The organism is Leptospira sp. GIMC2001, from assembly GCF_028462125.1.
Classification (GTDB): Bacteria; Spirochaetota; Leptospiria; order Leptospirales; family Leptospiraceae.
Genome location: NZ_CP115467.1, coordinates 148,790 through 174,137 on the forward strand (window position 1 = coordinate 148,790; position 25,348 = coordinate 174,137).

Genomic DNA, 25,348 nt, shown 5'->3' on the forward strand with positions numbered 1-25,348 from the left:
ATAGACAAAAGGAAGGATTGTAGTTCACTTGACATTGATTCTATTCGCCGGGGGTGCTATTGACTCTGAGTCATGGCTGAGAATATACCCTGATGACCTGAACTAGATAATACTAGCGGAGGCAGTGTGATGATAACCAAGCACCCACTCGTTCTAAACATAACCAATTCCGTAACTGTCAATTTCGTGGCAGATGCTTTGCTTGCTGTTGGAGCAGCTCCTGTGATGTCAGAAGATCCGACGGATGCAACTGAATTGGTTCCTATCGTAAATGGAATATGTATCAATATTGGTACTATCAACACCCACCAAAGATCTATCATTGATAAGGTTTTGAGCACGAATTCCAAATCCAAGATAACTCTTGATCCTGTGGGAGCCGGAGCTACGGCAACAAGAACCAAAGCTTGCTTGGATATTTTGGCTACAGGAAAAGTGAATCTGATTCGAGGCAATGCATCGGAAATATCAAGCCTAGCGGGTAAGAATCATTCAACTCGAGGCGTAGATAGTACAGAAAGTACTCTGTCTGTAAAAGATTCTGCATTTTACCTCGCAACAGAATACAAATGTATAGTGGTTGTTAGTGGAGAAGTTGATCTATTGACTGATGGTAAGAATATGTCTAGGACTTACAACGGATCAGCTTTGATGCCTAAGATAACTGGAACAGGATGCGTTTTATCTGCTTTCCTTACCGCAGTGATTTCGGATCATGAAGTATCTCTTGCGGATCTTACACAGGCTGTCGCATATTATGGTTATATGGGTGAGATTGCTGAATCACTTGCAAAAGGAACTGGAACATTCAAAGAAAGATTCTTGGATGCTCTATATCAGATTAAAGTTTCTGAAGTCCAAGAAAATCTTAGAATCGAAATGTTATGAAAAGAAATTTTCCAATAGCTTTGAGCATAGCTGGATTCGACGGTAGTGGTGGAGCTGGGATGCAAGCCGATACCAAAACATTTTCTGCGTTAGGTGTATATGCATGCAATGTTCTAACAAGCCTGCCTATCCAAAATACGACAGGTGTAAAAGGTTTATATGATCTTCCTATTCAAGCGATCGAAGAACAAATCGACTCTATGTTTGAAGACCTAGACATTGAAGCGGTAAAAATCGGAATGCTACACAAGGTAGAAATCATTGAACTTGTTGCACGGAAAATGCAGCAGTACAAACCAAAATTTGTTGTGGTTGACCCAGTTATGGTAGCTAAGTCAGGTCATCGCCTTTTGGAAGAGTCAGCAGTTGATGCTTTAAAATCTCTGATCCTTCCAATCGCAACAGTCCTTACTCCTAATATTCCAGAGGCAATTGATTTGGTTGGACACGACATAAAATCTAAATCGGATATGGAATTTGCCGCAATGGAAATTCTGAAAATGGGATCGAAGGCTGTTGTTGTAAAAGGCGGGCACGCTGAAGGAAATGAAAGTGAAGATTGCATTGTAATGCAAAGTGAGTCCCCCGTTTGGATTTCTGCTAAAAGAATTGTTTCTAACAATACGCATGGTACAGGTTGTACTTTTTCAGCTGCGATAGCGGCTCAACTAGCAAAAGGTGAGAACATTTACAACGCTATAAAAAAAGCTAAATCATACCTAACTCAGGCGATATTAGCAAGTGCCGAATACAATATTGGCAAGGGCAAAGGTCCTGTTCATTTTTTCCATGCGTTCTGGTGATCTAGAAATTTAGCTACAACTCTTTGGAATTCTTCTTGTTGCTCTAAGTGAACAAAATGTCCGGATTCATTGAATAAGACTTCTTGAATTGAAGCATGATCTCGAGTCAGATGGTCTGATGAAATTGGAGGAACGATAGGGTCGTGCTGACTTCGAATCAAGAGTGTAGGAACTTTATAATCAGACATCAATGGTCTGATATCGGTTCGGTCCAACATATCGAGAATCATACTCATATGCTTGCCTGATAGATTCTTAAACATTGGAAAATAGTTGTGAAAATAGTCTTTCATTCCCGGAAGGTTTTCAAATCCTTTAGGATCCCTTACTCCGCGAAGAAATCCTTGCTCGAGAAATACTTCACTCATCTGAGTCGCTCTAAATCCCAGTTCGAATACCAATCCCATATGAAACCTGTGCATTAATACAGCTGTTTTAAAGAGGCCAACTACCGGTCCGTAAACAACCGGGGCAATGCATACAATTTTTGAGATGGACTTAGGATGTAGTGCACCCGCACCGAGTACTGCGAGTCCTCCCGTTGAATGACCAACCAGAATTGGTTTTTTCTTTCCTGCGATTTCAATAATTGCTTGGGACTGGGCTTCCAGAAAATCCATCATTTCTAGATCATGACAATCTTCTGAGAATGTTGCTGGGAAATGTCCAACTAAGTCTAGTACGACGACTTCGCCTCTCTCAATGAAAAAGTTTAGATTGCGATCCCAATATCTAGGTGCAGACGTCCATCCGCCAATAAGAATAAATAGAGGTCCTTTCTTCTTGGAAGGATGTCTAGTATATGATAGAGTAAAATGCTTCCAGTGGAAATATTTTCTATCTGATTCCGGATCGTAAAAATTTTCAGCCATACCAATTTCCTTAGTCTATAATATTTCTCGGGAGTAGGGAAAGAATGCTTGTTGTAGTTTCATAATTGATTGTATTGCTCCACAATGATAAATCATCCGCAGAAACATATTCGTTCTGAGAAGAACCAATAATCACAACTTCGTCTCCCAAAATTGCAGAATCAATATGAGTAATATCGATCATTGTCATATTCATACATATTCTTCCGAGAATTCTCGCTCGCTTGCCTGCAACTAACATATATCCATTATTTGATAATTTTCTATCCAGACCTTCATAATAACCGACAGGGACAACTCCAACTCTTGTAGGACTCGTAGTTTTGTATGTCGACCCGTAACCGATAAATGTTCCAGTCGGAACTTCCTGAATATGTTGTATTTGAGATTTCCAAACTAAAACAGGCTTGAGGACTGCTTCCGGCTTGCCCAATAATTTCATGGATAATTTGGTTTCCATACTTGGCCACAATCCATACAAAGCTATGCCAATCCTTACCATATCCATTCGAGCTTCATCGAATAACAAGGCGGATGCGGAAGCCGCACAATGCTTTATAAGGTTTGTATATCCAAAGGAATTTGCAATTTCGATATGTTCTTGAAAAGTTTTAAGTTGTTTCTGGGAATATGAATGCTCTGTAAAATCTTCGGTTGATGCAAAATGAGTAGCGATACCTTCTAAGGGTAATCCTTTTGAATGAGCTTCACTCAATATATTTCTGAGAGATTCTCCGCTATGTCCAAGTCTTCCCATTCCTGTATCCGTTTTGAGGTGGATGCGCGGTCTTATATCTAGATTGGAAAGAAATTCCCATTCAACAAGTCGAGATACGATAACCCAAAAGTTTGTATCACTCAGATCATTTGCACGATTTCTAATATTTGGGATATCTCCCATAATCAAAATAGGAATTGTTTTATGCTTTTGGCGTATTATTTGAGCTTCTTCAAGTGAATTGACTCCGAATAGATCGACGGATGCATCGAGACAAAGATCTATCATCTCATAAATCCCATGTCCGTAAGCATTCGATTTGAGAACAGCACAGAATTTCGTTTTTTGTTTGTTTGATTCGATTAGCTCACGAAAGATCCGAACATTGTGTACTAAAGCGGATCGCGAAAGTTCGATCTTAGCAGAAAGCATAATAACTATAGGACAGGATTTTCGATAGAGGGGTGGAAGGCAAGTTTATTATGCTGTGCACTAAACTTTGGAATAGATTGCCATTTCCAGGCATTATTCAATTATTGCATCATATGAATTGGAAATACATACAAGATCAGTATCCAGTCAACATGTCAACGATCTGGCTTAACAATGCTGGAACAACTCCATGTGGAACCATTCAGCAGTCAGCTGTTAAATCGTATTTGGAAGAGTATTCAAAACTCGGAATATTCTCTCCCAATTTTTCTTATACTAAAATTAAATCAGAAATCATTTCCATATTAGCTAAGTTACTGAATGTCCAAGAAAAGAATCTAGCATTGATCCATAATACATCGGAAGGACTTAATTTATATTCCTTGGGATTGAAGCTGAATTCTGGGGATAGTATACTCCTTTTAGAAAATGAATACCCGAGCAATTACTATCCTTGGGAGCATTGGCTATCTAAGAATGTAAATATTCTAAAGGTTCCCATGCAATACAGTCCAGATAAATACTTTGATTCAATAGAATCAATGATCGATTCCAACTCTTCAATTCGAATTCTGAGCTTATCACCGATACACTGGTGCACAGGAATTCCGCTCCCAATTCAAAAAATTGCCGATTTATGTAAATCAAAAGGCATCAAACTGGTATTAGATGGAGCACAGGGAATTGGTCATATTCCATTGAATCTAAGCGGCTTAAATGTTCATTTCATGGCGGCATCTTCTTGGAAGTGGTTACTTGGACCATTAGGGCTAGGAGTTTTGTACATCTCCGATGAGGCATTGGATACCATAGAACCAGTTTTCAAAGGCACTCAATCGGTGATTGATGATTCTCAATATCTTCCATACAAAGTTGATTATAAGAAAACTGCAGATCGATATGAGTATTCTACTTCATCTTTTTTGGATTGGGTATATTTCCATTCATCATTGAAGATGCTAGCAGAAATCGGATTCGACCAAGTCCAGAATCAAATTTATAGTTTGTCAAATTATTTCTTTACTAAACTTAAAGAAAATGGCTTTAAAACTACAAGGGATCAATGCACTCACATCCAGTCAGGTGTTGTAGGATTCGTTCCTAAGAATGGTGACGTTAAAGAAATACAAGCTAAACTATTTGCGGAGAATATCATTGTTGCAGAGAGACTTGGAAATATCCGAGTGAGTGCACATATTTATAATTCAATTGAACAACTTGATATGGTTTTGGATAAAATTCTGTGATCATTCGACTTTTTCCATGGATACTTCTTAGTGCATCAACGATATCTTTCTTCTTTCCTTATCTTTTTACTTGGTTCTCCGGATTGATGATTACAATCGGACTTGGTTTGATCATGGTTGGAATGGGACTCGAGTTGGCTCCTTCAGATTTCAGATTGGTTTTGAATACTCCAAAAATCGTGATCATTGGAGTCATCCTGCAATTTACCATCATGCCTTTGTTAGGCTTTTTGATTGCGTCAATACTTGAACTTCCTGACAATTTCTATGCAGGTTTGATTCTGGTTGCTTGTTGTCCAGGTGGAACAGCCTCAAATGTAGTCGTCTATCTTGCGCGTGGGAACCTTGCACTTTCAGTTGTTCTTACGTCCATATCAACTCTGTTAGCTGTGATTTTGACTCCAATGCTTACAAGTTTTTATTTGGGAACTAGAGTGGAAGTCGACTCAATGGGTTTGGTATTTTCAAGCATGCAAGTGATTTTATTGCCTGTAGGGGTAGGGCTGCTTTTGAACCGATACCTGCCGAATTGGGCAAGTCAAGGTCGAAAGTTTTCTGGAGTTATATCTGTTTTATTCATAACAATGATTGTTGCATCTGTTATTGGAGCGGGTCGAGATGCCATTATAAAAAGCGGACATTCTGTAATATTAGCTTGTATTATTCTGCATTCTTTAGGCTTTTTCTTAGGATTTACAATTGTTAAATTGATTCTGCGACTGAGCGAGTCGGATGCTCGAACTATTTCCATTGAGGTTGGAATGCAGAATTCAGGCCTCGGAGTTGTTCTAGCTAGGGAAAATTTCCCGACACCAGAAACTGCGATACCAAGCGCAATTTCGAGTCTGACGCATTCAATTATAGGCAGTATTCTCGCATCTTTCTGGAGAAAATCATCTGATTTAGATGTTGACGCTACAGAGCCTGCCTAAATACTGGCTTCAATTATGAGAGAGATCATCAAGCTAGCTTGCACCGGTTGTGAAACACCTGGAAAAAGCGCATATTTTCAAACTAAAAATAAGAAGACTAAGTCAGAGAAACTTGTGACGAAAAAGTATTGTAAATTTTGCAAGAAACACTTCGATCATAAGGAGTCCAAGGTCTAATCAATAAGATGCCTGCAAAACCCGCTCTAGACAAGAAAACGCAAGAAGAGCTTAAGACTGCTCTGATGGAGAAGAAAGTAGATCTTCTTCAAAAGCTCAATCAATGGGAAGACAATAGTTCTCCGTCTGGATTGAAAGAGATGGGTGACATCGCAGATATCGCTTCACAGTTGAACAGCGAGGCTCTGACTTCGGTTCTTACAGAAGTTGAGATCGATACTCTAAAGCAGATAGAATTTGCACTAGAGAAAATGGAGAACGGATCGTACGGAATCTGTGAAGGTACGAAGAAGAAAATACCTGTTGCCAGACTAAAAGCGATTCCCTGGACTCGATATACAGTTGAATATGCAGAACAACTCTCCAAGAATAGACCAAGATCTTCATTTGCAAGGTCAGACTCTCTTACACAATTTCCTATCCCTATGGATATGGACAATTTAGACTAGATTTATTTCCCTTTCATAAAATCCTAGGATAGTGATTTCCCATACTTTACTATCCGTAATCTTACTGATATTGACTATCGTGGGATATCGATATTCTTTTCCTTATCCGTTCAAAGAATATTTAACTCTATTTATTCCTCTATTTGCTTTTGGTTTTATACCCAATCTTTTGTGGCGTAGATGGGGACGAATTTTTACAATCATTGGAGCCCTTAGTTTAGTTCGATTCGGATCATATAGCAATGCTTTGGTGACATATCCAGATTGGACTACTTTGCATCCATTATTTTGGGGTGCGATTTCAGGAATTTTAGTAAGAGAAATTTTACTAAAAATTTATGGTCATGATAAATTCAAAGCTGGAATGTCGGACAAAGATCCTTATCTTCGGAGGATCGCTCTCAATTCGCCAGCGGGAGAAAAAGATAGCTATTGGAAAGAACCAGAAGTTTGGTTTGTATTCTTTGTATCGATTCTTGTTCTAGAGAGATTTCTGGAATACCATCCATGGAATTGGACAAATGGAATCACTCTCACAGAAGGATTTTACTTTAAAGGTCTCTCTTATCGTTCTGCATTTGGTTTGACTTGGATGCTATGGGATAGTATAATTCCTGTTACATGGTATATTTTTACAGAAGAGAGAACTTCGAAAAACAATGACAATCCAAGTAGAATCTGGTTGATTGGACTTTCTATAGTATTTGTAATCCAGGCAGTCATTATTCTTATTCAAACAAGTTTATCGCCTAATTTCATGATGCAGAATACGAATCTTTCTCTAATATCTGGACGAGTTGCTGGATTGTTTAGAGATTCTGGTTCTGCTTCTTGGATATTTCCTGTATTGGGTCTCTTCTTAGCTTGGAAAGTTCGCGAGAAAAAGGGTGTCTGGAGAGAACCAACAAGAGTAACAATACTTAGTTTGATTCTGGTCGTGGTTTTCTGTTCCGGATTCAAGCTTGGAAAGACTTTTTGGCTAACTTATAGTGGTGGATTGTATGTATTGATTGGGTTATATATAATCCAAAAAATTCAATATCCGAAACTATGGATTGCATATACTTTTCGCACAATCGCTATGCTTATGATTTTAGCAGCAACTTTCACCTTGGTATGGTTTGGTGAGAATCAGAAGCTCAGCCCATCTTTTCAGAAAACTAGTCTAGAACTCAAGCAATTGGTTCGTGGAGAATCCATACGCACGGTTGAGTCTTATAGGTACGATCTTACAAAAGCATCCGTTGATCTTTTTACTTCCCATCCTTATTTTGGAAGTGGATTTGGTTCAATGATTGTGCACTTGAAGGATCCAAAGTCCTTAGTTAAAGTGAAGCCAAAAGATCAGTTTGTCGATAGTCCTGCAAATTTCTACTTAGGTTGGCTCGGTGAGACGGGTATGCTGGGAATGATTTTGCTATGCTTCTATCTTGGTCTGAATTATTATATTCGCGATAATATCAAATATTCAATTCTGCTAATACTTCCACTTATGACTGGATACCAGATTGTCCATCCCGATGGAGGAGCTTTTCTTATGATGATGGTTCTCGCTACTAGAGTGTCGGACAATGCAAAAGTCAAACTAAAGGTTTATGCAGACAAGGCAAAAATGATCTGGGCAATAATTGCAATTGGAATCAGTTTGCATTATCTAGCATTGATGCTCATTGATAAGTAAAGAAAATTGCAATTTATAAATCGGTTATTTTAATCCAATCCCAAAAATTCGTCTGTCTCTTGGTTGATTTTCAAAGCAATTTCTTGAACGATTGCTGATTTTTCTGCGATACTTTTTTGCAAACGAACGATCTTCTGAACTTCATCTTTTAATTTTGCTGATAATTCCCCAATAAATCCAAGAGTTTCGTTGATTGCAACAATCTCTCCATATACTTCGCCTGATGAATTCTTGACAGCTTCCGCAGATTTGTCTAAAATTTCAGCCTTTTTGATCACGTCCCCGCCACGACTTTTTAGTTCTCCAATGGTTTGAACGACTTCAGCGATAGTTCCAGAGATGATATGAATCTGTGAGGATATGAATTGGAAAGCTTCTCCGCTCTCATCACTTGCTTTGTGAGCATACTTGTAGTCGTCTGTATTATCTCTGAGGAGCTTGGTTACTTCTTTTGCTTTCTGTGAGGTCAGGACTGCTAATTTCTTCATCTCGTCTGCAATTACTGCAAATCCTTTGCCTTCTGAATCAGAATGGCTTGCTTCAATCGCTGCATTGATAGCGAGAAGATTAGTTTCTTTCGTGATGTTATTAATAAAATCGACCAACTTTAAAGTATCATCCGCTTTCTCACTTATAGATTTTATGATCGCGTTGGTTTTTTGTACTTTCTCTCCGCCGGCTTGGCTCATCTCCACAAGATTTTTCATATTATCATTTCTAGAATCAATTTCATCAATTACGGAATTCACAATCTCAAACATAAAATGAATCTCTTCTGAAGTTTTACCCACGTCATCCATAAGAATCACTTCTTGATTCGCCAGTTGTGTTACAATCTGGAAGACATTGTCCATGTCTGTAGTTGTTTCATGGATTTTTGCATCCAATTCCAAAATTTCTTTCTCTATCTGATCTATTCGTTGCTGAACTGATTGTGTAGAATCTGTAACCATTTCCAAAAATCCGTAAAGATCCAATCCTTTCCCCATGAGAAGTAATACCGGATCAATTCTTTGGATGGATTTTTCTTCAAGCGGTCTGAGGGCTATATAGGTTACTAAACGAAGGACAATGCTAATACTGAGTCCAAAAAAACCAATAGCGATTAAGTATTTCTTTAGGGAAGGTATTTGTTGAATGAAAGCAAGATCAAGTAATACTAGTAATATTATAGTTGATGAACTAACTTCGAGTGAAATTCCCCACCAGAATTTTTTTTTATAAGAATTTATAACTTTTACAATTTCCATCTCGTTTAGATCTGTCTATATAGTAATATCGACTTATAAAAGTGCCATTTTGATACTTTTATTTAAGTTGGGAGATATTTGATGATTTTTACAAAACAAGAACTTTTAGACAATTACCCACTGCAAGAAAGAAAGAAATTAGAGAAGGCAAAGAGCCAGAATTCTGTTGTGTTCTGGATCAATGAACTTATCTCATCACAAGTTAGCGGTGCAGAAGATGTCCCCAGTTTAATTTCATTAACCAAAAATGTAACAGATCAATTGGAATCTTTATATGCGGATATGGAAGTCAAGAACTGGTCATCAGAAGTTGAATCACTCACTGACCAAGTGGTGTCACTTTACGAAGAAAAGGACGAACTTTTTTCTGCATTTCCTGGAGCACAATCAACTGGTGATATAATCGATATGATCAAACAGATGGAAGAGCAGCTTATTGAGCTCTACAAAGAAAAGGAATCAAACTAGGAGAATCCAAAGAATGACAAGTTTTATTGAAAATAGTTTTTTAAGTAAATTAGGAAGTGTAACAAAAGCAGATGCAGATGCACAAGGCTTCGGAATTGTTAAACTGGATGCAGACGGCAAGATCTTAATTTACAATAAATATGAATCCGAATTAGCTGGAGTTCCAGTTGAGAAGGCAGAGGGCAAGAATTTCTTTACTGACATTGCTGTTTGTACAAACAATCGGATCTTCTTTGGTAGATTTAAAGACGGAGTAGGTAAAGGAGAACTCAACCTTGTGTTCAACTATGTTTTTACCTATAAAATGAAGCCAACCAATGTTGTGATACACCTTTATCATGATAAGTCTTCCAAAACCAATTGGGTCTTCGTGAAATATCGATAGTCAATAAGTTCTAGACAATCGAATGGTATTCAGATAGATACTGTTTGATTCCGTTGAGCGAGGCAAAGAATCCACTTCTTGCCTCGTCCTCAGGGATGATTATTCCGAACTCGTCCTCGATTTTTATGCAGAGCTTTTGCATGCGCAGTGAATCCAATCCATAATCAAAGACCAAATGAAGATCCATATCAATTATGCCATCAACTTGCTTGATTGCAATTAGACAGGACCTCAACCGATCATCAATCAAAGAATCGTTTTGTTTTTTCATAGTCTTTTTTACCGTTGGGCAAATACGGCAACTCATCAAGGTATTTTATTCTAGTCGGAAGGAAATACTTCGGGATATGACTCCAATCTAAATCTTCGATACTATTGTTTTTATGGATCAAGGCAGAAATTTCTAAGTCGCCATTGCTTTCGGTAGGTACTACGATTACATCCAAAACTCCTTCCATTGATTGAATTTCTTTTTCAACTATATCTAGGTGGATTCTTTTCGCATGTATTTTGACGATTCGATCCTTTCGCCCTTTGTATAGAAATTTATCCCCATCCAATTCAATAATATCTTGTGTATGAAAATGACCACTATCATCCAATGCAATTGTTGGGTGAATGAATTTGGATTGAATCACCAAACAATCATCAATGGATTGAATTTTATGGCAGGCAAATTTTTCAATCCATTTAGATTCACTTGGTTCTCTAAAACCAATTCCGCCTGTTTCTGTTGATCCATAGATTTCTATAATATTTTTGAAATTATTCTCAATTAATTTTGTTAGAGTCTCATCACTCATTGCTGATCCAGATGATACAATCAAAGGTTGGTATTCAGAATTTGGATTCGATCCTTGATTTACGTTAGTCAGAGATTCTAATTCCATTAGAGATGACAGAATGGATGGGACTGTGATCCAAACTTCTGGTGAGAACTCTTTCAAAATTCGTCTCATGGATGATAGACTTTCCGAATCAAGTATTTTGCTTCTTAGCTCTAGAGGAAGAGCAAAGCCCCAGATAAATCCATAGACATGAAAAATAGGAATCGTAACTAGAAATTCTGAATTGAAAAAAGATCTATTATATTTTTTCTGCAAGAATGGAATCAAAAATTCTACTTCACTTCCAATCTCTCTGTCAGATTTACATATTAGCTTAGGTTCCCCTGTTGAACCAGACGTAGCAAAATATAGGTTGTAATCTCCGATTTCGCTAAGTGGAAGGAGATTTCCATTTGTAAAAATTCTTTCTAGTTCGGTTTTATTTGGTGGTTCTATATCTTGAATGGTAAGGATTTCTACATTCAATTGATGGATCCAGAATTGAACTAGATTTGGATCAATCAGAACCGGAGTCTCTTCACGGAGAATTGATAGATGGAAATATCCTTCTCGAAAAAAATCTCTATCAGATTTATAAAAAACTAAGTTAGAATTATCTAATTTACTTAATTCTAATTTTGAATTTTCCAATTTCTGCTTTTAGATCTCCAGAGATCATTTTCATAGCTGATGATACATTCGCAAGCTCTTCGGAACTGGCAGAGATAGTGAGTGTTTCATTCGATAGGCTAGACATCATTAGGTTCATCTGATCCGTTGATAGTTTCTGCTCTTGCGTTGCCGTTTGGATCTCTGTTGCAAGTTGCGCTATTCCATCAAGGTTGGAAGAAATATTCACTGAATGCTGTGCTTGTTCATTCATCATAGTAGAAACTTCGGAAGATGACTTATCCATTGTCTGTATGGTCGCCATAATTTTGGATAGGATTTTTACCGAATGGCTTACGTTGGTGGTTCCTTTCTCCACGGAAGTTTCAGTTGATGCAATCAATCTTTGTATTTCGGAAACACTCGCAACAGTTCTGTCTGCAAGCTTGGAAATTTCTTCTGCAACTACTGCAAATCCTTTTCCTGCGTCTCCAGCTCGTGCGGCTTCAATAGATGCATTCAATGCAAGTAAATTGGTTTGATCACTTATATCTGTGATGATATCAGCAATGCCAGAAATCTCTTCGGATACCATTCGAATCTCATCCATCGCTTTCGTCGTTTCTGAGATACTAGATTGTCCTTCTAGAGCGATCTCTGTTGATTCCCGAGCCTTTTCCCCTAATTTCTTTAGATTGACATTGATCTCTTCAATGGATTTGGTAAAGCTCTTGGCATTATCATCTATTCGTTTGATTCCATTCGTCTCTTTCTCAACAGCCTTTGCAACGTTTTCAAAAGAAGCGGAGAGTTCCTCGAGAGATGCAGAAGATTCTTCAGCTCCAGCAGCTTGTGTCTGGGATGTTTCTGCAAGATTAGTTGCAGATCGTTCTAATTCATCGGATGAAACAGAAACTTGGTCGGATAAATTACGTATGGTACTCATCATTGCTTCAAGTCTATCCATAAAGCTATTGATCCAAAAGCTTGCATCCGCCATCTCATCCTTTCCAACGACAGGCAATCGTATAGTTAGATCCCCTTCGCCTTCAGAAAGGTCTTGAATTCGCTCAGCAATTTCTCGAACAGGTTTCGAAATATTTCGAATCAAGTAGAGCATAAATAAAATGCTGCAAGTCATGAGTGAAACTGCTACAGCATTGTGGAATTGATTTTTTGAATCAAGCTCGTCAATTCGAGTCTCTAGTCCTTCTGCTAAAGTTGGTATAAGCATATCATAAAATGCGTATGCATGATTTCTTGTATCCTGAGTGAGTCGTAGCCAAGTGGCATTGTTCATATTCACTCTTCCCAAACGCGCGAAATCATCTATATAATCCGAAATTTTCTCAATATCAGAAATCATCGCAGCAAATATTGGTTCAATCGTGTATTTCAGTTCGGCATTTTCCCTAAGGGCAATGGCAAATTGTTTTTCCATATCCAATTTCAAGGATAACATTTTGCCTTGTAGAACGACAAATTTTATTCTAGAGTCGGGATCTAGGCTTCCTTGTCCAATCGAAAGTTCACCTAACAAGGATATCTGACTAAGAATTTCTATAAAGGCTGGAAACTTTTCTAAGGCGAGCGCCATAAGATAGTAAGTTCTAATATCAGGATCTAAAATAAGATTAGAATTATTGCCAACTTCAGAATTGAGTTTCTCGGCATTAAGAACAAATTTATTGTATAAATCTTGTCTGGAAACAATTGGTTCATTGATAGGTTTTTCTTCATAGTCTAACCAACTAAGTTTTAAATCATAAAAATCTTTTTTGATCCTCAGACTTGTCTCTGTATTCTCCGATTGTTTTTCTAATCGTTCTAATAGTGTATCAATTTTTTTGAATCTATCTGATACTGAATATTGCTCATTGCCTCTAGAGTATCCTGCAGCAATTAGAATGATTTCTCGATGAATGCTTTGTACTTCTCTTGTAACCATAGAATGAGAATGGATATATGTTGTTCCTAAGATTTCCATTTCTCCGATGTTGATATCTTTGCTTTTTTCAAGTCGGACAACATATATAAAGAATAGCGTAGGAATAAAGCTTGGAAGGATTGCGAGAATGAGTTTCTGCCAAATCTTGAGATTGCTTAAAAATTTTTTCATGATGATTATTGGTTACTTGCTATATATATTTTCGGTATCTTAATCAAGTTTTTAAAGCGTTGTTTGGATACCGCGTAATTCCAATAGAAAATCAGTTTCCAAGGAATACCAATGAATTTTATCAATGCACCAGAATTTTCTTTTTCGGATTTATCTCTCCAGTAAACCTTTCCACGAACGCCCGAAATGGATCGGCCTGCGATCCAAAAATCCAGTTCGATGTCATCAGTGAACATATTTGGTTGCATCAAAGGGATATAGAATCCTTTTCGAGAGATATAAAATACTACGGTCATCTCCGAGTAAGTTGCACAGGAAATCTGAAGTGATACAAAAATAGGCACTCTGAGTACTTTAGAACGAAAATACTCTGGGTTTAGTGTTCCAGAGAAAGCAAGTGTTACAGCAATAAAAAAAGGATAGAATATAAAGATGCTCAAAAATTCTGGAAAGTTAATTCCAAAAAATGTTTTGGTGATCATCTCAGGATGCAAAATGAAGTAGAGCAGAAAAAGTATACTCAGAACTAAAAAGAAAAGTGAACCAAATATTGTTCTCTTATTGGGTCTTTTGAGAATGCTAATCTGTTTTTGTGAGAATTGCTCCTGATCTAAGTCGATCCAATCTAGATACTGCTTGAATTGGTGGATGCTTCTGTAATCATCCCATTTTAAATCGATCAAATCCATTACTTGTTTCGGAAGTGTATTGCGCGATACCATGATTTCATATTCTAGAATGATAAATCCAAGGAATAGAATTGGCGGAAGTAAATAGAGATAATCAAAAGATTGAAAAACTCCTAAGTTATAGAATCCATGCAGTAAATAAACAATTATGAATCCTCGAAACAAATCTATCGATGGGAAATTCATTTTATTTGAATTTTCATACGTGATCACAAACGCACCGAGGATTCCACCAGTCAACATATGCAAGGGAAGAGCAGTTGTTGACCGAACCATCATAGGCCAGAAGTCAAGGTTATCAGTATAGAAAAGATTCTCCACTAAACCAAAAAATAAACCAAACAATATCCCATAAAAAATACCTTCGTCCAGGCTATGTTCGATTTTGTTCAGTTTGAAATATAGAAAAATAAAAGAGAATTTAGCTATCTCTTCGGGCAGTGAGGACAGAATGAACGCTTGTCCCCATCCATTGTCTACGAGGAACATAGTTTCTAGAAACATTTCAAAAAAAATGGCTAGACCAACAGCAGAAAGAGAAAAGAAAAAAGCTACCGCACGAAGTATAATACTGGGGGGTTGGAAAAAGATTTTGCTATAGAAATAATAAAATGAAAATGCTACCAGAACCCCTGGTAGCATTTTGAACAGGATCATTCTGTCTAGTTAGAAAGATGTCCTTGGTTTTTGCGAGTCAAAAAGTAGCCTGTAGAAAGTCCTGTTATCAGTAACCCAAGAGCGATCACAAGCCAATTGTCTTGAGCAGCTTTCGCTAAGAATCCAGCTAAGTTTGATTCATTCGGAAGAGGGAATACTTTAGATGGATCAGTTACATTTGTATACCATGTTCTCTTTAGTGAACCTTTGCTTTCTGCCCAAACATTGAAGTCAGCATAACCAGTTTGGTCTGCTTTTCTTATGTCTTTGCTTTCTAGAGGCCACTTCCATTTTCCTGGAACAATGATTGCCCATGGAAAACCTTTAGAGTCCATGAATACATCTTTTCCACTGTTGTCATAGTATCTACCTGGTAAGTGAATGTTTTTGTTCGTGTTTACCACATAGGCATATAGATCATACGGTGCAGATCCAAGTTGAGCTCTAGTTACAGGTTGGTCAAAAGTGATTTCAAAATGAACAACATCACCAAATTTTAAATTATTGGCATGTGCCGCATTATTGTTTGGAGTGCTGATTGTTTTGCTACTTTCTTCAAGAAGTGGAATCCCGTTTGCAAGATCACTTGCACTTAACACAACATTGTCGGAATTTTCTTGAATGCTTTTGTTGTTTCGGTTCTTGAAATGAACTGTTGAAAGAGTTGCACCAGTTGGCACATTCAATTTCAAGTTTAGAGTGTGACGATATCCGGCTCCTCTTGCAACGTGCTCAAAAGATCCTCGGATTCCTACAATTTTGCCTTGAGCGTTTTGATCTTCTTCAGTGTTGAAGAAAAGAACGTAATCGTTCAAGTCAGCATCCCCAGCAGTTGGGTATAAGTCTTCGAATGCAATTGTATTCACACCTGATCTAGGAAATCTTGTAAGAGTTGATCTGGATGGATCATCGGGATAATCGTCATTTGCATCGGCAATTCCGTCACCGTCAGAGTCTGTGAAGTGTGCAGGAGGATTGTGAGATCCACCAACTGTTACATCGCGATCAATTTGAACTACATCTTGTTGCGCGCCTGTCTCAGGATTGGTTCCTGTTGTTGGAATTGTGGTTGAAACGATTACGTCTCCCAAGTTGATATTGGCTTGAACAGTTTCCACATCGGTTGGAACTGTAATCGATCCAGAGGCAGTTCCAGTTTCGTCAGTAACTTGTTGGAATAGAATGTCTGGATTCTCATTGTCTGTTGGGTCAACAATCGTAACCACCGCTCCTTCAACTGGACCATCATCATCATTTACTTGAATCTCAATTGGAATTGTTGTAACAGTTTGGTAATTGAATTCATTTTCGCCAAGTTGGTCTTGGTTATCAGTATTTACAGCAGTTGAAGGAGGTGTTGAATCTTCTGTTGAGGTTTCTTCTTCCGTAGTCGGTATATGAATCACAACTGTTGTATCATCCACAGTTTCAACTGTAGCACCTTCTGGAACTTCAACACCAGGAGCTGCTTCAGATGTTGGTGAACCACCCGCTCCGAGTAAGGCAAGGAAAAGTGGGAATCCTTCTTTTTTATTTGAACAGGAAACTCCCAGGCTCAATGCCACTAGTATTATAATAATTTTATCCATCTTCGAACACTCCTTTGAATCAGTATTATAATAGACGAGAAAATACCAAAAAACTTAACACCTCTAAAAAAAAATAACATGCTCCGAAAAGGGCTCTAGGAAATTAATTATTTCGCTGATTCAATGCATTTAAAATACATTGAATATGAAGAGTTAATCTATGTTAAATCTTTAGCTTAAACTGAATTTTTTTCAAAAAAATCAATCCAATCTCCGTCTGGGATGGATTCTAAGCCCAAGATTTCTTTTGGAGAGACATAAATCCAAAAACCGTTGTCATTATCCCAAATTCTTTTGTATTCATTTGTCCCGATCTCTTCATATCTATCTAGTTCAGTAAGTAATTGATTTTCTATTTCAAAAATATCACCAACAATGGTAGAAAATTCAATACTTTTGGAAATGATCGGATAATCTTTTTTGGAATACATTCTGTAATTTCGAATCCGAACATTACCTGCAATAAGCTCGCAATTTTTCATTCGAAAGTGATTGGATCCGTTGCTTCTCAAAGTTCCATAAACAAAAATCTTAGTTTTGTTCGCCATCGATATTCCTAGAATCAAAAATTAAAAAATTCTAATGATTCAAGATTTTGGCTTATAAGATATATGTAAAACAGCATTTCCGAAAACAAAATTTTTGTATTTTACATCCACGAAACCAGATTCCTCAAGAATTTTTTGCAATTCATCTTGTCCTGGATAGCTGATAGAAGAAACGGGTAGGTAATCGAACATGGAATTCTTACCACCCCAGATTAAATAACCCATGATGGGAACAATTCTGAAAAAATAAAAATCTGCAAAGAATCGAATGATTGGATTACGCACTTTCCCCACATCCAAATTCAAATATACTCCTCCTGGTTTTAGAACTCGGTAGATTTCTTTGAGGCAAGCTCTAAGGTCAGTTACATTTCGCAGACCAAATCCAATGGTTACGGCATCTAAACTCTCATTCGTAAATTGATTGAGATTCATTGCATCGCCTACCATGGATTCCGATTTTGAAGAATCTTTTAATCTATTCGTTGCGACTTGCAACATCGATGGAGCAAAATCTACTGCATATAACTTTTCCAAATTTGGTAATTTGGAAATCCGATAAGCAATGTCTCCTGTTCCACAACATAGATCCAAAATAATTCTGCAATCTTGCTTATCTAAATACCGGACAAGCTCATTCTTCCAGACTTTATGCAAGAAACCACTGTTTAGATCATTGAATAAATCATACTTGGAGGCAATCTTTTCGAAATTTTCTTTGACGAAACTCGATTTAGATTCTTGATCTGGCATAGTAAATTTGGACATAGGACCTCGCTTAGTTTACTTAAATAGTTTTTGGGCTTTCCCAGAGAACTAAGTTTCTTAAACTATAAAAAAATGGCTGATATTTACTACATCATTTTAAATGCAGGGTGGATTGGAATCGTTTTGATATGCTTCTCGATATTAAATTTCGGAATATTTATTTCTGTTTATTTAAGAATTCGTAGATACGAAAAAATCTTCCATTCTCAGAATTGGGCAGAATCCGAACTACTAAAACCTGTTCTAGATCGCTTGAAGCAAACATATGAAAAAATTTCTGACCATAATAAATCCAACCATTTGCATAGATACAATATCAATGCAATAGATTCTGTTGATCAGGAATGGGAAGAAATTTCTCATGATTTGGTGATCTCTTCTACTTGGATTGGTAGCCTGGCAGGAATTGCAACTCTACTTGGTCTTCTAGGAACCGTGATTGGTATCCAAAGCTCTTTTGCCAAGATGCAATCACTCGGACAAGCTACCTTAGATGTATTTGCGTCTGGAGTGAGTATGGCGTTATCAACTACTATACTTGGCCTACTCGTTGCAATTCCATCGTATTTACTTTTGCAATGGATCAAGGCGAGATTGCTTCATTTAGAAAAGAAAGTTTACAATAGTCTTGGAGATTATCTGAAAAATTTATCATGAGAAAAAGATCCATCGCAGATGCTCTAAATTCTTCAGGTCCTGATCTCAATAGTCTCTTAGATGTTATATTTATACTTTTGATATTTACTATGTTAGCTGTTCAATTTGGAAAATTCCAAATTATGGAATTGGATCTGCCAAGCGTGAATCAGAAAGGGAATACAAATCTAGACGAGGATCGAACAATTATTTATGTTCAGAAAGACCGCTATCTATTGAATGAATTGCCGATATCCTTTGAAGATCTAAGAAAAAAGTCTCAAGCAAAAGAATGGCAAGACAAAAAAGTAATGATCGCATGTGAAAAAGATGTAACCTATCAAATTTTTGTAGATGTTTTAGAAATTGTCAAATACTCATCACCCAAAGAATTGGAACTTGGATTTAAGGAGAAATAATGTATACCACTCAACCTCAATTAGAAGATTTAGGCCCACTCAAAGTACTGAGAGTTAAAGGCGACCCAAGTGCTCCTACAATTATTATTTTTCACGGATATGGTGCTAGTGCATTTGATCTTTTTTCATTGCATCAAGTTCTGAATGTTCCGCAAGGAACCAATTGGATTTTTCCTGATGGTCATTTAAAGATCCCCTTAGGCCCTGGTTATTTTGGAAGTGCATGGTTTCCAATAGATATGGAAGCTCTGCAGAGAGCTGTAATGATGGGAACAGTTCGTGACCTAACGGAAGTTACGCATCCTGGACTCGATTTGGCAAGAAAGAACGCATTGGAAATGATTGAGGCTAGTGGAATAAAATTGGATAATATTGTGATTGGTGGATTTAGCCAAGGTGCGATGCTGAGTACAGAAATTACTCTTCAGAGCAATATTCGTCCAAAAGGCTTGGTCCTACTTTCTGGCACTTTATTGCATCGTAATATCTGGGCTGATCTAGCTAAATCTAAATCGAGTCTTAGTTTTTTTCAATCTCACGGAAAAGTAGATCCTGTTCTCGGATTCAAGGCTGCTAAAGAACTCAATAAATTATTGCGGGATGCCGGAATGGTGGGGGAATTCGTTGAGTTCAATGGCGGGCATGAGATTCCGACTGAAGTTATTGATGGACTCAATCGGTACTTAAAACAAATCTTGGGTTGATCTAGAAAATATTTTATCGTTATAGTTTAGAATTAGATGGATAATCAATCTATCCATTTGCAAAGTGATCTATAGAGTTCATTTTTGGTTATAGGCTTAGCTAGATAATCATCCATTCCCGCTTCTAAACATTTTGCTTTCTCATCTGTCATCGTTCCTGCGGATAATGCAATGATCGGAATATGTCCATTGGATTCTAATTTTCTGATTTGCCTTGTGGCTTCGTATCCATCCATAATTGGCATTTGAATATCCATAAGAATAATTTCTGGATTTTTAGAAATTGAATCAACTGCTTCTTTACCATTTGTTGCTTCCAATACGATCGAATTTGGGAAGAATTTATTGATTGCAGTTTTGGAAAACATAAGATTGATCTTGTTGTCTTCGACCAATAGAATTTTTATTTTACGGTCTTGCAATTTATCAACTTCATTTTTTTCTGAGTTTGATAGAATCCGATCATCTGTACTCAACAAATTACTGTTAACTGCTGTTTCATTAGTGTTCTTTACTTTTAAGATAAAATAGAATTTACTTCCTTGATTTTTTTTACTTTCTACCTGAATTGAAGAACCCATCAGATTTAAAAGCTTATTGGAAATGGAAAGCCCGAGTCCAGTTCCACCATATTTTCTAGTTGTTGAGTTGTCCTCTTGTGTAAAATATTCGAATATTCTTCTCTGATTCTCAAGATCGATTCCGATTCCCGTGTCTGTTATTGCAAATTCTATATTTATATAGTTGCTGTCTTGATTATGGTCAATCTTGCCCAAATGAAGTTTTATAGCTAAGACTACTTTTCCGACTTCTGTGAATTTTACTGCATTACTTGCAAGATTGAGTAAAACTTGCTTTAGACGAAATGAATCTACATCAACGAACTTGGGCAAATTCGGATCGATTTCTATCAGAAAGTCAATTTTTTTCTTAGTAATTTGGACTCGTATAATATTATAAACTTCATTGCATAGCTCTGTTAAATTTGTCCTGGACGGAGATATTTCAATTTTGCCAGCTTCAATTTTAGAAAAGTCAAGAACATCATTCACAATTTCGAGAAGTGATCTTGCAGATTGTATAATTATTTCCGAATATTGTTTCTGTAATGAATCAAGATTTGTATCAAAGAGAAGGTCGCTAAATCCAATAATTCCATTCAATGGAGTGCGGATTTCATGACTCATATTCGCTAAAAATTCCGATTTTGCATGATTGGCCTTCTCGGCAATAGATCGTGAATTCTTTGCATCTATTTCTGCGATTTTGATTTTATTAATATCGCTATTGGTTCCAGATAATCGTATTGCTTTTCCTTTTGAATTTCTGGTAATATAGCCCTTTGCCAGAATCCAGTGGTAATCTCCACTTTGTGTTCGCATACGAATTTCTAATTCGCAAGAATCTTGAATGCTGTAGAGTGCACCTAAGAACGAGTTCTTCAGAGTTGGAAAATCTGCTGGATGAACTAGTCTTCTCCACAATCTTAAATCTTTTGGAAAAGCGTTCTGATCAAAACCTAACATATCTAGAAATTGGTCGGAAAATTCAATTTTTCTAGTTAATAAATCTAAATCCCACCAACCAGATTGAGAACCTTTTAATACCAATTTGAGTTGTCTTTCTTTCTGTTCAAGAGCAAGTTGGCTTAATTTACGATCTGTTATATCTTGAAAAGTTCCATAAACGCGAACACATTGTCCATTAGAAAATTCAGGAATACCAATGGATCTAACCCAAACCTCCTTTCCCAAGTAAGTAACGATTTCTAGTTCCACATCGTACGATATATTATTCTTTACAGCCGAGTTGAAAACTTCGTAAATTCTTTCTCGGCTTTCACCTTCTTTGAAAAACTGTATTCCCTTAATTGGATGTGGAATATAATCTAATGGAACTTCATGAATTTTTTTTGTCATATCGCTCCAAGTTGCCTGGAAATTGATCGGATCTACTTCCCAGGTTCCAATACGAGCAGCTTCATTCGTTCGATCTAATAAATCATTTAGTCTGCTTTTCTCATTTGCAGCATTCTTGATATCTGTAATATCACTGATGATTCCACCACGATATATGATTTCACCATTAGAGTCTTTAACTGGGAATCCACGACCCCATAACCAACGTATCGAATGATCGGGCCTAATAATTCTATACTCCACATTGAATTTGCAATCTTGAATATTTTCTTCATTTTGGTAAGAATCTAAAACTGTGCGCTGATCATCAGGATGGATCGAAACAAGATAATCAAGTGGATTGTCGAACAAATCGTCAATCTTTCTCTGGAAAACTCTTTCGTATGCTTTATTGATAAATACGAGCTCTTCTTTTGGATTACTTAGCCAGAAAACTTCATTTGTATTCTGAGCTAGTAATTTGAACAATTCTAAATCCCCATTTAGGTTATCAAATCTGTTCAAATAACCGATTGTTTTCTGATTAACCCTCATGGTGACTTCCTTTAGAGAAATAAACGCATCCCTAAGTAATAAAGATTTTCAAAACCCATTTTAATCAATAAATTGTTGATTAAAATAAATTGATATCCCTCAATGTTGTAAATTCTCTAGCCAGTACGATTCGACGTTAATAAAGATCCAATTCCACCAGTTGCAAAAATAATTGGTATACCGATAAATACCCAGTAAATTGTATAACCACCTTCCTCTTGCCAGTAATAATAGGAAAAAATCCCCCACACAATTCCGACTATTACGCTCGCAATTGCACCATAAAAATTTGTTTTCTTCCAATAGAACCCACCCAATAAAGCAAAGCTGAGTGCTGCAACAGGGATATTGGCTAGGATCAATTTATTCAAAATATTATCGACGATGAGATTTGCCGATAGCCAAGAGAAAAATGCAAAAAATATTGTAATATAAATTGATCGGCTGATCCCAACTTTTGCATCAGAATGTTTAAGAAAATCACTGATTGCCATCGTAGTCATCGCACTCCATACACCAGCAAGTGTGGTTGATGCAGCCACAAATAAAACTCCATAGGCGAACCCTTTCCAACCTAACGGCAAAAAATGTTGGATTATCAGAGGGATGGACATTTGTGGATTCGAATTCTCAATACCAGTCAATGCAAATAAACCAGTAGCGATTACAGGGAATCCATAAAGTAGAAATACTATAACTGCCGCTATGACTACTGATAAGTAGGCAGTTTTCTCAGACTTTGCAGAGAATATTTTTTGTGAATACCAAGGTGCAGAGATATAAGTAAACATTGTCAGGACAATCAAACTTGCTATGTAAGCAAATGAGAGGTCTTCTTGGGATTTGGAAATCGGGAATCTATCTATAAAAGAAGAAAAACCACCCTCGGCATTTATCCAAACAAAAAAAGCGAGCGCAGGAATTAGAACAAGTACTGACATAAAACCAAAAATATCAGTACGAATAACAGAAACTAGACCACCTCGCAATGTGAAGGCAAGAACAATTAGAACAAATATTAAGCTAGATTCCCATTCCGTTAAGCAAGCAAGCATCGGTGAAAAAAGGAGAACCAATGATTTGATATAAGTCGCACTGAATCCAAGCATGGCAACTAACAGGCATGCGCTGGCAATTTTCCCAAATTTGGATCCATACTTCATGGTAAAAAAACCAGCCGTAGAGAATCCATTAAACTGTTTCCATTTCTTTGCAACTACAACTGCATAGAACAGCAAGCCAAATAAAAATACAGAAGGAAGCCAGAGACCCCATAAACCAGCAATTGCTCCAACCGAAGAAAACCCAAGTAAAGTAGATGTGTTGAATTCCGTCATTACCAATGTTGCAACCAGGGCAAATAAACCCGTACTACGATTGGCAAGTAGATAGGACAATTCTGATTGAACTTTTACGCTCTTCCACAGCCCAATTGTGAGCAAAAGAACAATGTAAATTGCGAAAATTGCAAGATCAATATTCATTCAAATGTATCATGACTCCCAATGTAAATCTGGTAGAAACGAGGGAGAAATGTTACAAGTATATAGATTTCAATACTGGCAGAGATAAAGAGTAAAGGGTACAAGATGCCATCCAAAACCAAAATTTCGTAAAGGAAATAAGGAAGAAAGTATTGGGAAGGAAGTATTGCAAGTAAAATAAAATTCAGAGCTGTTCCCCATTTAGGAATTAGTTTTGGTTTAACTTTAAATTGAATTTTTTTCCAAAACAAAAGAACAGGAACGGATGTTAGCTGAGAAATATCTCGTAAGAGAATCAAACCATAGTACCAGATTGGAACAAGATCTATAGCATAGAAATAGGTGAATAGACTTAAAACCAGAATTTTATCGCAGACTGGATCAAGAATAGACCCAAGTTCAGAAACCAAACCCATTCGTCTCGCAAACATTCCATCTAAAAAGTCTGTTAGAAAAATAAATCCAAATAAAATGTAACTTAGCAAGAGATTGCCCGAATGGAAAAGTAGGATTGCAGGAAGGGCAAAAATCACCCTGGATAGAGTAAGTATATTGGGTAGCCAGAAAATTTGTTTCCAATGCATATATTTTAGATTTTTCTCACTAACGATTCAGTCTATGTCTAATAGATTGTGGTTTCAACTAGAATATTGAATGGAAGGTATTAAATTGCAAAAACAGAAAAATAGGAATCGAAGTAAAATCAGCCTCTTTGCAGGAACTATTCTGGTATTTATTCTAATCGTTGGATCTGCATCTTTGTCAGCTCAGAAAATGGATCAGAGCCATTCTGCTTTTGATTCAGTACTAAAAAAATATATCAAGAATGGAAATGTAAAATACAAAGCTTTACTCAATGATCGGACTGGACTCGATTCTTATCTCAAGTCGATATCCAGCGTTACAGAAGCTGAATACAAAACCTTCAATGAAAATCAAAAAATTGCCTTCCTTATAAATGCATACAATGCCTATACTCTAGATCTGATTCTGAAGCATTACCCAGTAAAGAGCATCGGTGATATCGGAGGACCAGTTCGTCTGGTCAATCTCGCTCGAGGAACTCCTTGGAAGAAATTTACTTTCCCGCTGTTGGGCGCTGATCGAAATTTAGATTGGATAGAACATTCAAAATTGAGAGTGGAATTTACTGAACCAAGAATCCACTTTGCTATCAACTGTGCGAGTGTCGGCTGCCCACTACTACGCAACGAAAGTTATCGGGCAGATAAACTTGAATCCCAATTACAAGATTCTTTTGTAAAATTTTTATCCGAGACATCCAAAAACCGATTGGATAAATCCAAAAATACAATCTATTTATCCAAGATTTTCGATTGGTTCAAAGGAGATTTCGAAAAGAAATCGGGTTCCGTATTAGCATTTGTCAGGACAGGATTCCCAGAAAAAATTCCAGACCAAATAAAAATAGAATATACTGATTATGATTGGACATTGAACGAAGCGAAGTAAAGGAAATCGAATGGAATCGGCTTTTTTGGTTCGAAATCGATTTTTTCATTGATATAAAAGTTTCCTAAGAG

Annotated in this window: 26 protein-coding genes and 1 riboswitch; of the genes, 13 read left to right on the forward strand and 13 right to left on the reverse strand. The window is 37.0% G+C overall.

Translation table 11 applies throughout. The features are described from left to right. The first annotated feature begins 39 nt into the window (after positions 1–39). Positions 40–142: riboswitch (TPP riboswitch) on the forward strand. Both thiM and thiD read left to right on the forward strand, forming a co-directional pair. After that, positions 130–888 carry a hydroxyethylthiazole kinase gene (gene thiM, locus O4O04_RS00690; RefSeq protein ID WP_272531660.1) on the forward strand — a complete coding sequence of 253 codons (759 nt, stop codon included), beginning with the start codon at positions 130–132 and terminating at the stop codon, positions 886–888. It overlaps the preceding riboswitch by 13 nt. Then, complete coding sequence (gene thiD / locus O4O04_RS00695) at positions 885–1,691, forward strand: bifunctional hydroxymethylpyrimidine kinase/phosphomethylpyrimidine kinase (protein WP_272531661.1); 807 nt, start codon at positions 885–887, stop codon at positions 1,689–1,691. Before thiM ends, thiD begins: the two co-directional genes overlap by 4 nt. On the opposite strand, the gene O4O04_RS00700 is transcribed toward thiD, so the two are convergent. Together O4O04_RS00700 and alr are read right to left on the reverse strand one after the other, a co-directional pair. Then, positions 1,667–2,563, reverse strand: coding sequence for an alpha/beta fold hydrolase (locus O4O04_RS00700; protein WP_272531662.1), 897 nt, complete (start codon positions 2,561–2,563; stop codon positions 1,667–1,669). The genes thiD and O4O04_RS00700 overlap by 25 nt on opposite strands. A gap of 10 nt (positions 2,564–2,573) precedes the next feature. Further along, positions 2,574–3,713, reverse strand: coding sequence for an alanine racemase (gene alr / locus O4O04_RS00705; RefSeq protein WP_272531663.1), 1,140 nt, complete (start codon positions 3,711–3,713; stop codon positions 2,574–2,576). 50 nt (positions 3,714–3,763) lie between these two features. Here alr and O4O04_RS00710 point away from each other — a divergent pair, with 50 nt between their 5' ends. Genes O4O04_RS00710 through O4O04_RS00730 form a run of 5 tightly spaced genes read left to right on the forward strand, consistent with a single transcriptional unit; the run spans position 3,764 to position 8,199 of the window. After that, positions 3,764–4,960: an aminotransferase class V-fold PLP-dependent enzyme gene (locus tag O4O04_RS00710; RefSeq protein ID WP_272531664.1), complete on the forward strand. Its 1,197-nt coding sequence runs from the start codon at positions 3,764–3,766 to the stop codon at positions 4,958–4,960. Next, entirely contained in the window at positions 4,957–5,892 is a 936-nt protein-coding gene (locus tag O4O04_RS00715) for a bile acid:sodium symporter family protein (RefSeq protein WP_272531665.1), read from the forward strand. The genes O4O04_RS00710 and O4O04_RS00715 overlap by 4 nt, the downstream gene beginning before the upstream one ends. A 15-nt stretch (positions 5,893–5,907) precedes the next feature. Next, the gene (rpmG, locus tag O4O04_RS00720) at positions 5,908–6,069 is read left to right on the forward strand and encodes a 50S ribosomal protein L33 (protein WP_272531666.1); all 162 of its coding nucleotides are present in this window, start codon (positions 5,908–5,910) and stop codon (positions 6,067–6,069) included. 8 nt (positions 6,070–6,077) lie between these two features. Next, positions 6,078–6,518, forward strand: coding sequence for a TraR/DksA family transcriptional regulator (locus tag O4O04_RS00725; protein WP_272531667.1), 441 nt, complete (start codon positions 6,078–6,080; stop codon positions 6,516–6,518). Positions 6,519–6,549: 31 nt separating this feature from the next. Further along, positions 6,550–8,199 carry a hypothetical protein gene (locus O4O04_RS00730; protein WP_272531668.1) on the forward strand — a complete coding sequence of 550 codons (1,650 nt, stop codon included), beginning with the start codon at positions 6,550–6,552 and terminating at the stop codon, positions 8,197–8,199. Between the two features lie 29 nt (positions 8,200–8,228). On the opposite strand, the gene O4O04_RS00735 is transcribed toward O4O04_RS00730, so the two are convergent. Further along, positions 8,229–9,449, reverse strand: a complete 1,221-nt coding sequence (locus O4O04_RS00735) for a methyl-accepting chemotaxis protein (protein WP_272531669.1) — start codon at positions 9,447–9,449, stop codon at positions 8,229–8,231. A gap of 81 nt (positions 9,450–9,530) precedes the next feature. On the opposite strand from O4O04_RS00735, the gene O4O04_RS00740 reads away from it, so the two are divergent. After that, complete coding sequence (locus tag O4O04_RS00740) at positions 9,531–9,917, forward strand: hypothetical protein (RefSeq protein ID WP_272531671.1); 387 nt, start codon at positions 9,531–9,533, stop codon at positions 9,915–9,917. A 13-nt stretch (positions 9,918–9,930) separates the two neighbouring features. Beyond that, positions 9,931–10,302: a photoactive yellow protein gene (locus O4O04_RS00745; protein WP_272531672.1), complete on the forward strand. Its 372-nt coding sequence runs from the start codon at positions 9,931–9,933 to the stop codon at positions 10,300–10,302. Between the two features lie 10 nt (positions 10,303–10,312). Here O4O04_RS00745 and O4O04_RS00750 read toward each other — a convergent pair whose 3' ends face one another. From O4O04_RS00750 to O4O04_RS00780, 7 genes are all read right to left on the reverse strand, one after another. Next, positions 10,313–10,573 (reverse strand): acyl carrier protein, encoded by a 261-nt coding sequence (locus O4O04_RS00750; protein ID WP_272531673.1) that lies wholly within the window; start codon positions 10,571–10,573, stop codon positions 10,313–10,315. Further along, positions 10,545–11,780 carry an AMP-binding protein gene (locus O4O04_RS00755; protein WP_272531675.1) on the reverse strand — a complete coding sequence of 412 codons (1,236 nt, stop codon included), beginning with the start codon at positions 11,778–11,780 and terminating at the stop codon, positions 10,545–10,547. Before O4O04_RS00755 ends, O4O04_RS00750 begins: the two co-directional genes overlap by 29 nt. Beyond that, positions 11,752–13,857 (reverse strand): methyl-accepting chemotaxis protein, encoded by a 2,106-nt coding sequence (locus tag O4O04_RS00760; RefSeq protein ID WP_272531677.1) that lies wholly within the window; start codon positions 13,855–13,857, stop codon positions 11,752–11,754. Before O4O04_RS00760 ends, O4O04_RS00755 begins: the two co-directional genes overlap by 29 nt. A gap of 5 nt (positions 13,858–13,862) precedes the next feature. Next, positions 13,863–15,203 (reverse strand): PrsW family glutamic-type intramembrane protease, encoded by a 1,341-nt coding sequence (locus O4O04_RS00765; RefSeq protein ID WP_272531679.1) that lies wholly within the window; start codon positions 15,201–15,203, stop codon positions 13,863–13,865. 5 nt (positions 15,204–15,208) lie between these two features. Then, a complete protein-coding gene (locus O4O04_RS00770; protein ID WP_272531331.1) occupies positions 15,209–16,792 on the reverse strand; it encodes an LruC domain-containing protein in 1,584 nt (527 codons plus the stop codon). A 176-nt stretch (positions 16,793–16,968) separates the two neighbouring features. Continuing rightward, on the reverse strand, positions 16,969–17,340 hold the full coding sequence (locus tag O4O04_RS00775) for a gamma-glutamylcyclotransferase family protein (RefSeq protein ID WP_272531333.1): 372 nt from the start codon (positions 17,338–17,340) through the stop codon (positions 16,969–16,971). Positions 17,341–17,379: 39 nt separating this feature from the next. Further along, on the reverse strand, positions 17,380–18,108 hold the full coding sequence (locus O4O04_RS00780; RefSeq protein ID WP_272531334.1) for a ubiquinone/menaquinone biosynthesis methyltransferase: 729 nt from the start codon (positions 18,106–18,108) through the stop codon (positions 17,380–17,382). A 72-nt stretch (positions 18,109–18,180) separates the two neighbouring features. Between O4O04_RS00780 and O4O04_RS00785 the strand changes: the two genes are divergently transcribed. The 3 genes from O4O04_RS00785 to O4O04_RS00795 are packed head-to-tail and all read left to right on the forward strand — an operon-like array spanning position 18,181 to position 19,867. Next, the gene (locus O4O04_RS00785; protein ID WP_272531335.1) at positions 18,181–18,765 is read left to right on the forward strand and encodes a MotA/TolQ/ExbB proton channel family protein; all 585 of its coding nucleotides are present in this window, start codon (positions 18,181–18,183) and stop codon (positions 18,763–18,765) included. Further along, positions 18,762–19,163, forward strand: coding sequence for an ExbD/TolR family protein (locus tag O4O04_RS00790; RefSeq protein WP_272531336.1), 402 nt, complete (start codon positions 18,762–18,764; stop codon positions 19,161–19,163). Before O4O04_RS00785 ends, O4O04_RS00790 begins: the two co-directional genes overlap by 4 nt. Next, on the forward strand, positions 19,163–19,867 hold the full coding sequence (locus O4O04_RS00795; protein ID WP_272531337.1) for an alpha/beta hydrolase: 705 nt from the start codon (positions 19,163–19,165) through the stop codon (positions 19,865–19,867). Before O4O04_RS00790 ends, O4O04_RS00795 begins: the two co-directional genes overlap by 1 nt. A gap of 44 nt (positions 19,868–19,911) precedes the next feature. On the opposite strand, the gene O4O04_RS00800 is transcribed toward O4O04_RS00795, so the two are convergent. From O4O04_RS00800 to O4O04_RS00810, 3 genes are all read right to left on the reverse strand, one after another. Beyond that, complete coding sequence (locus tag O4O04_RS00800; protein ID WP_272531338.1) at positions 19,912–22,320, reverse strand: PAS domain-containing hybrid sensor histidine kinase/response regulator; 2,409 nt, start codon at positions 22,318–22,320, stop codon at positions 19,912–19,914. A gap of 116 nt (positions 22,321–22,436) precedes the next feature. Next, entirely contained in the window at positions 22,437–23,804 is a 1,368-nt protein-coding gene (locus O4O04_RS00805; RefSeq protein ID WP_272531339.1) for a sodium:solute symporter family protein, read from the reverse strand. After that, positions 23,801–24,388 carry a CDP-alcohol phosphatidyltransferase family protein gene (locus O4O04_RS00810; RefSeq protein ID WP_272531341.1) on the reverse strand — a complete coding sequence of 196 codons (588 nt, stop codon included), beginning with the start codon at positions 24,386–24,388 and terminating at the stop codon, positions 23,801–23,803. The genes O4O04_RS00805 and O4O04_RS00810 overlap by 4 nt, the downstream gene beginning before the upstream one ends. A gap of 85 nt (positions 24,389–24,473) precedes the next feature. Here O4O04_RS00810 and O4O04_RS00815 point away from each other — a divergent pair, with 85 nt between their 5' ends. After that, positions 24,474–25,277, forward strand: a complete 804-nt coding sequence (locus O4O04_RS00815; protein WP_272531342.1) for a DUF547 domain-containing protein — start codon at positions 24,474–24,476, stop codon at positions 25,275–25,277. Positions 25,278–25,348 lie beyond the last annotated feature (71 nt).

Excerpts from the sequence above, each read along its gene's own strand:
- thiM (WP_272531660.1), top strand. The coding sequence starts at position 130 with ATGATAACCAAGCACCCACTCGTTCTAAACATAACCAATTCCGTAACT.
- O4O04_RS00795 (WP_272531337.1), top strand. The coding sequence starts at position 19,163 with ATGTATACCACTCAACCTCAATTAGAAGATTTAGGCCCACTCAAAGTA.
- O4O04_RS00800 (WP_272531338.1), bottom strand. The coding sequence starts at position 22,320 with ATGAGGGTTAATCAGAAAACAATCGGTTATTTGAACAGATTTGATAAC.
- alr (WP_272531663.1), bottom strand. The coding sequence starts at position 3,713 with ATGCTTTCTGCTAAGATCGAACTTTCGCGATCCGCTTTAGTACACAAT.
- O4O04_RS00805 (WP_272531339.1), bottom strand. The coding sequence starts at position 23,804 with ATGAATATTGATCTTGCAATTTTCGCAATTTACATTGTTCTTTTGCTC.
- O4O04_RS00765 (WP_272531679.1), bottom strand. The coding sequence starts at position 15,203 with ATGATCCTGTTCAAAATGCTACCAGGGGTTCTGGTAGCATTTTCATTT.
- O4O04_RS00710 (WP_272531664.1), top strand. The coding sequence starts at position 3,764 with ATGCTGTGCACTAAACTTTGGAATAGATTGCCATTTCCAGGCATTATT.
- O4O04_RS00785 (WP_272531335.1), top strand. The coding sequence starts at position 18,181 with ATGGCTGATATTTACTACATCATTTTAAATGCAGGGTGGATTGGAATC.
- thiD (WP_272531661.1), top strand. The coding sequence starts at position 885 with ATGAAAAGAAATTTTCCAATAGCTTTGAGCATAGCTGGATTCGACGGT.
- O4O04_RS00810 (WP_272531341.1), bottom strand. The coding sequence starts at position 24,388 with ATGCATTGGAAACAAATTTTCTGGCTACCCAATATACTTACTCTATCC.
- O4O04_RS00770 (WP_272531331.1), bottom strand. The coding sequence starts at position 16,792 with ATGGATAAAATTATTATAATACTAGTGGCATTGAGCCTGGGAGTTTCC.
- O4O04_RS00700 (WP_272531662.1), bottom strand. The coding sequence starts at position 2,563 with ATGGCTGAAAATTTTTACGATCCGGAATCAGATAGAAAATATTTCCAC.
- O4O04_RS00740 (WP_272531671.1), top strand. The coding sequence starts at position 9,531 with ATGATTTTTACAAAACAAGAACTTTTAGACAATTACCCACTGCAAGAA.
- O4O04_RS00745 (WP_272531672.1), top strand. The coding sequence starts at position 9,931 with ATGACAAGTTTTATTGAAAATAGTTTTTTAAGTAAATTAGGAAGTGTA.
- O4O04_RS00775 (WP_272531333.1), bottom strand. The coding sequence starts at position 17,340 with ATGGCGAACAAAACTAAGATTTTTGTTTATGGAACTTTGAGAAGCAAC.
- O4O04_RS00750 (WP_272531673.1), bottom strand. The coding sequence starts at position 10,573 with ATGAAAAAACAAAACGATTCTTTGATTGATGATCGGTTGAGGTCCTGT.
- O4O04_RS00790 (WP_272531336.1), top strand. The coding sequence starts at position 18,762 with ATGAGAAAAAGATCCATCGCAGATGCTCTAAATTCTTCAGGTCCTGAT.
- O4O04_RS00780 (WP_272531334.1), bottom strand. The coding sequence starts at position 18,108 with ATGTCCAAATTTACTATGCCAGATCAAGAATCTAAATCGAGTTTCGTC.
- O4O04_RS00735 (WP_272531669.1), bottom strand. The coding sequence starts at position 9,449 with ATGGAAATTGTAAAAGTTATAAATTCTTATAAAAAAAAATTCTGGTGG.
- rpmG (WP_272531666.1), top strand. The coding sequence starts at position 5,908 with ATGAGAGAGATCATCAAGCTAGCTTGCACCGGTTGTGAAACACCTGGA.
- O4O04_RS00725 (WP_272531667.1), top strand. The coding sequence starts at position 6,078 with ATGCCTGCAAAACCCGCTCTAGACAAGAAAACGCAAGAAGAGCTTAAG.
- O4O04_RS00760 (WP_272531677.1), bottom strand. The coding sequence starts at position 13,857 with ATGAAAAAATTTTTAAGCAATCTCAAGATTTGGCAGAAACTCATTCTC.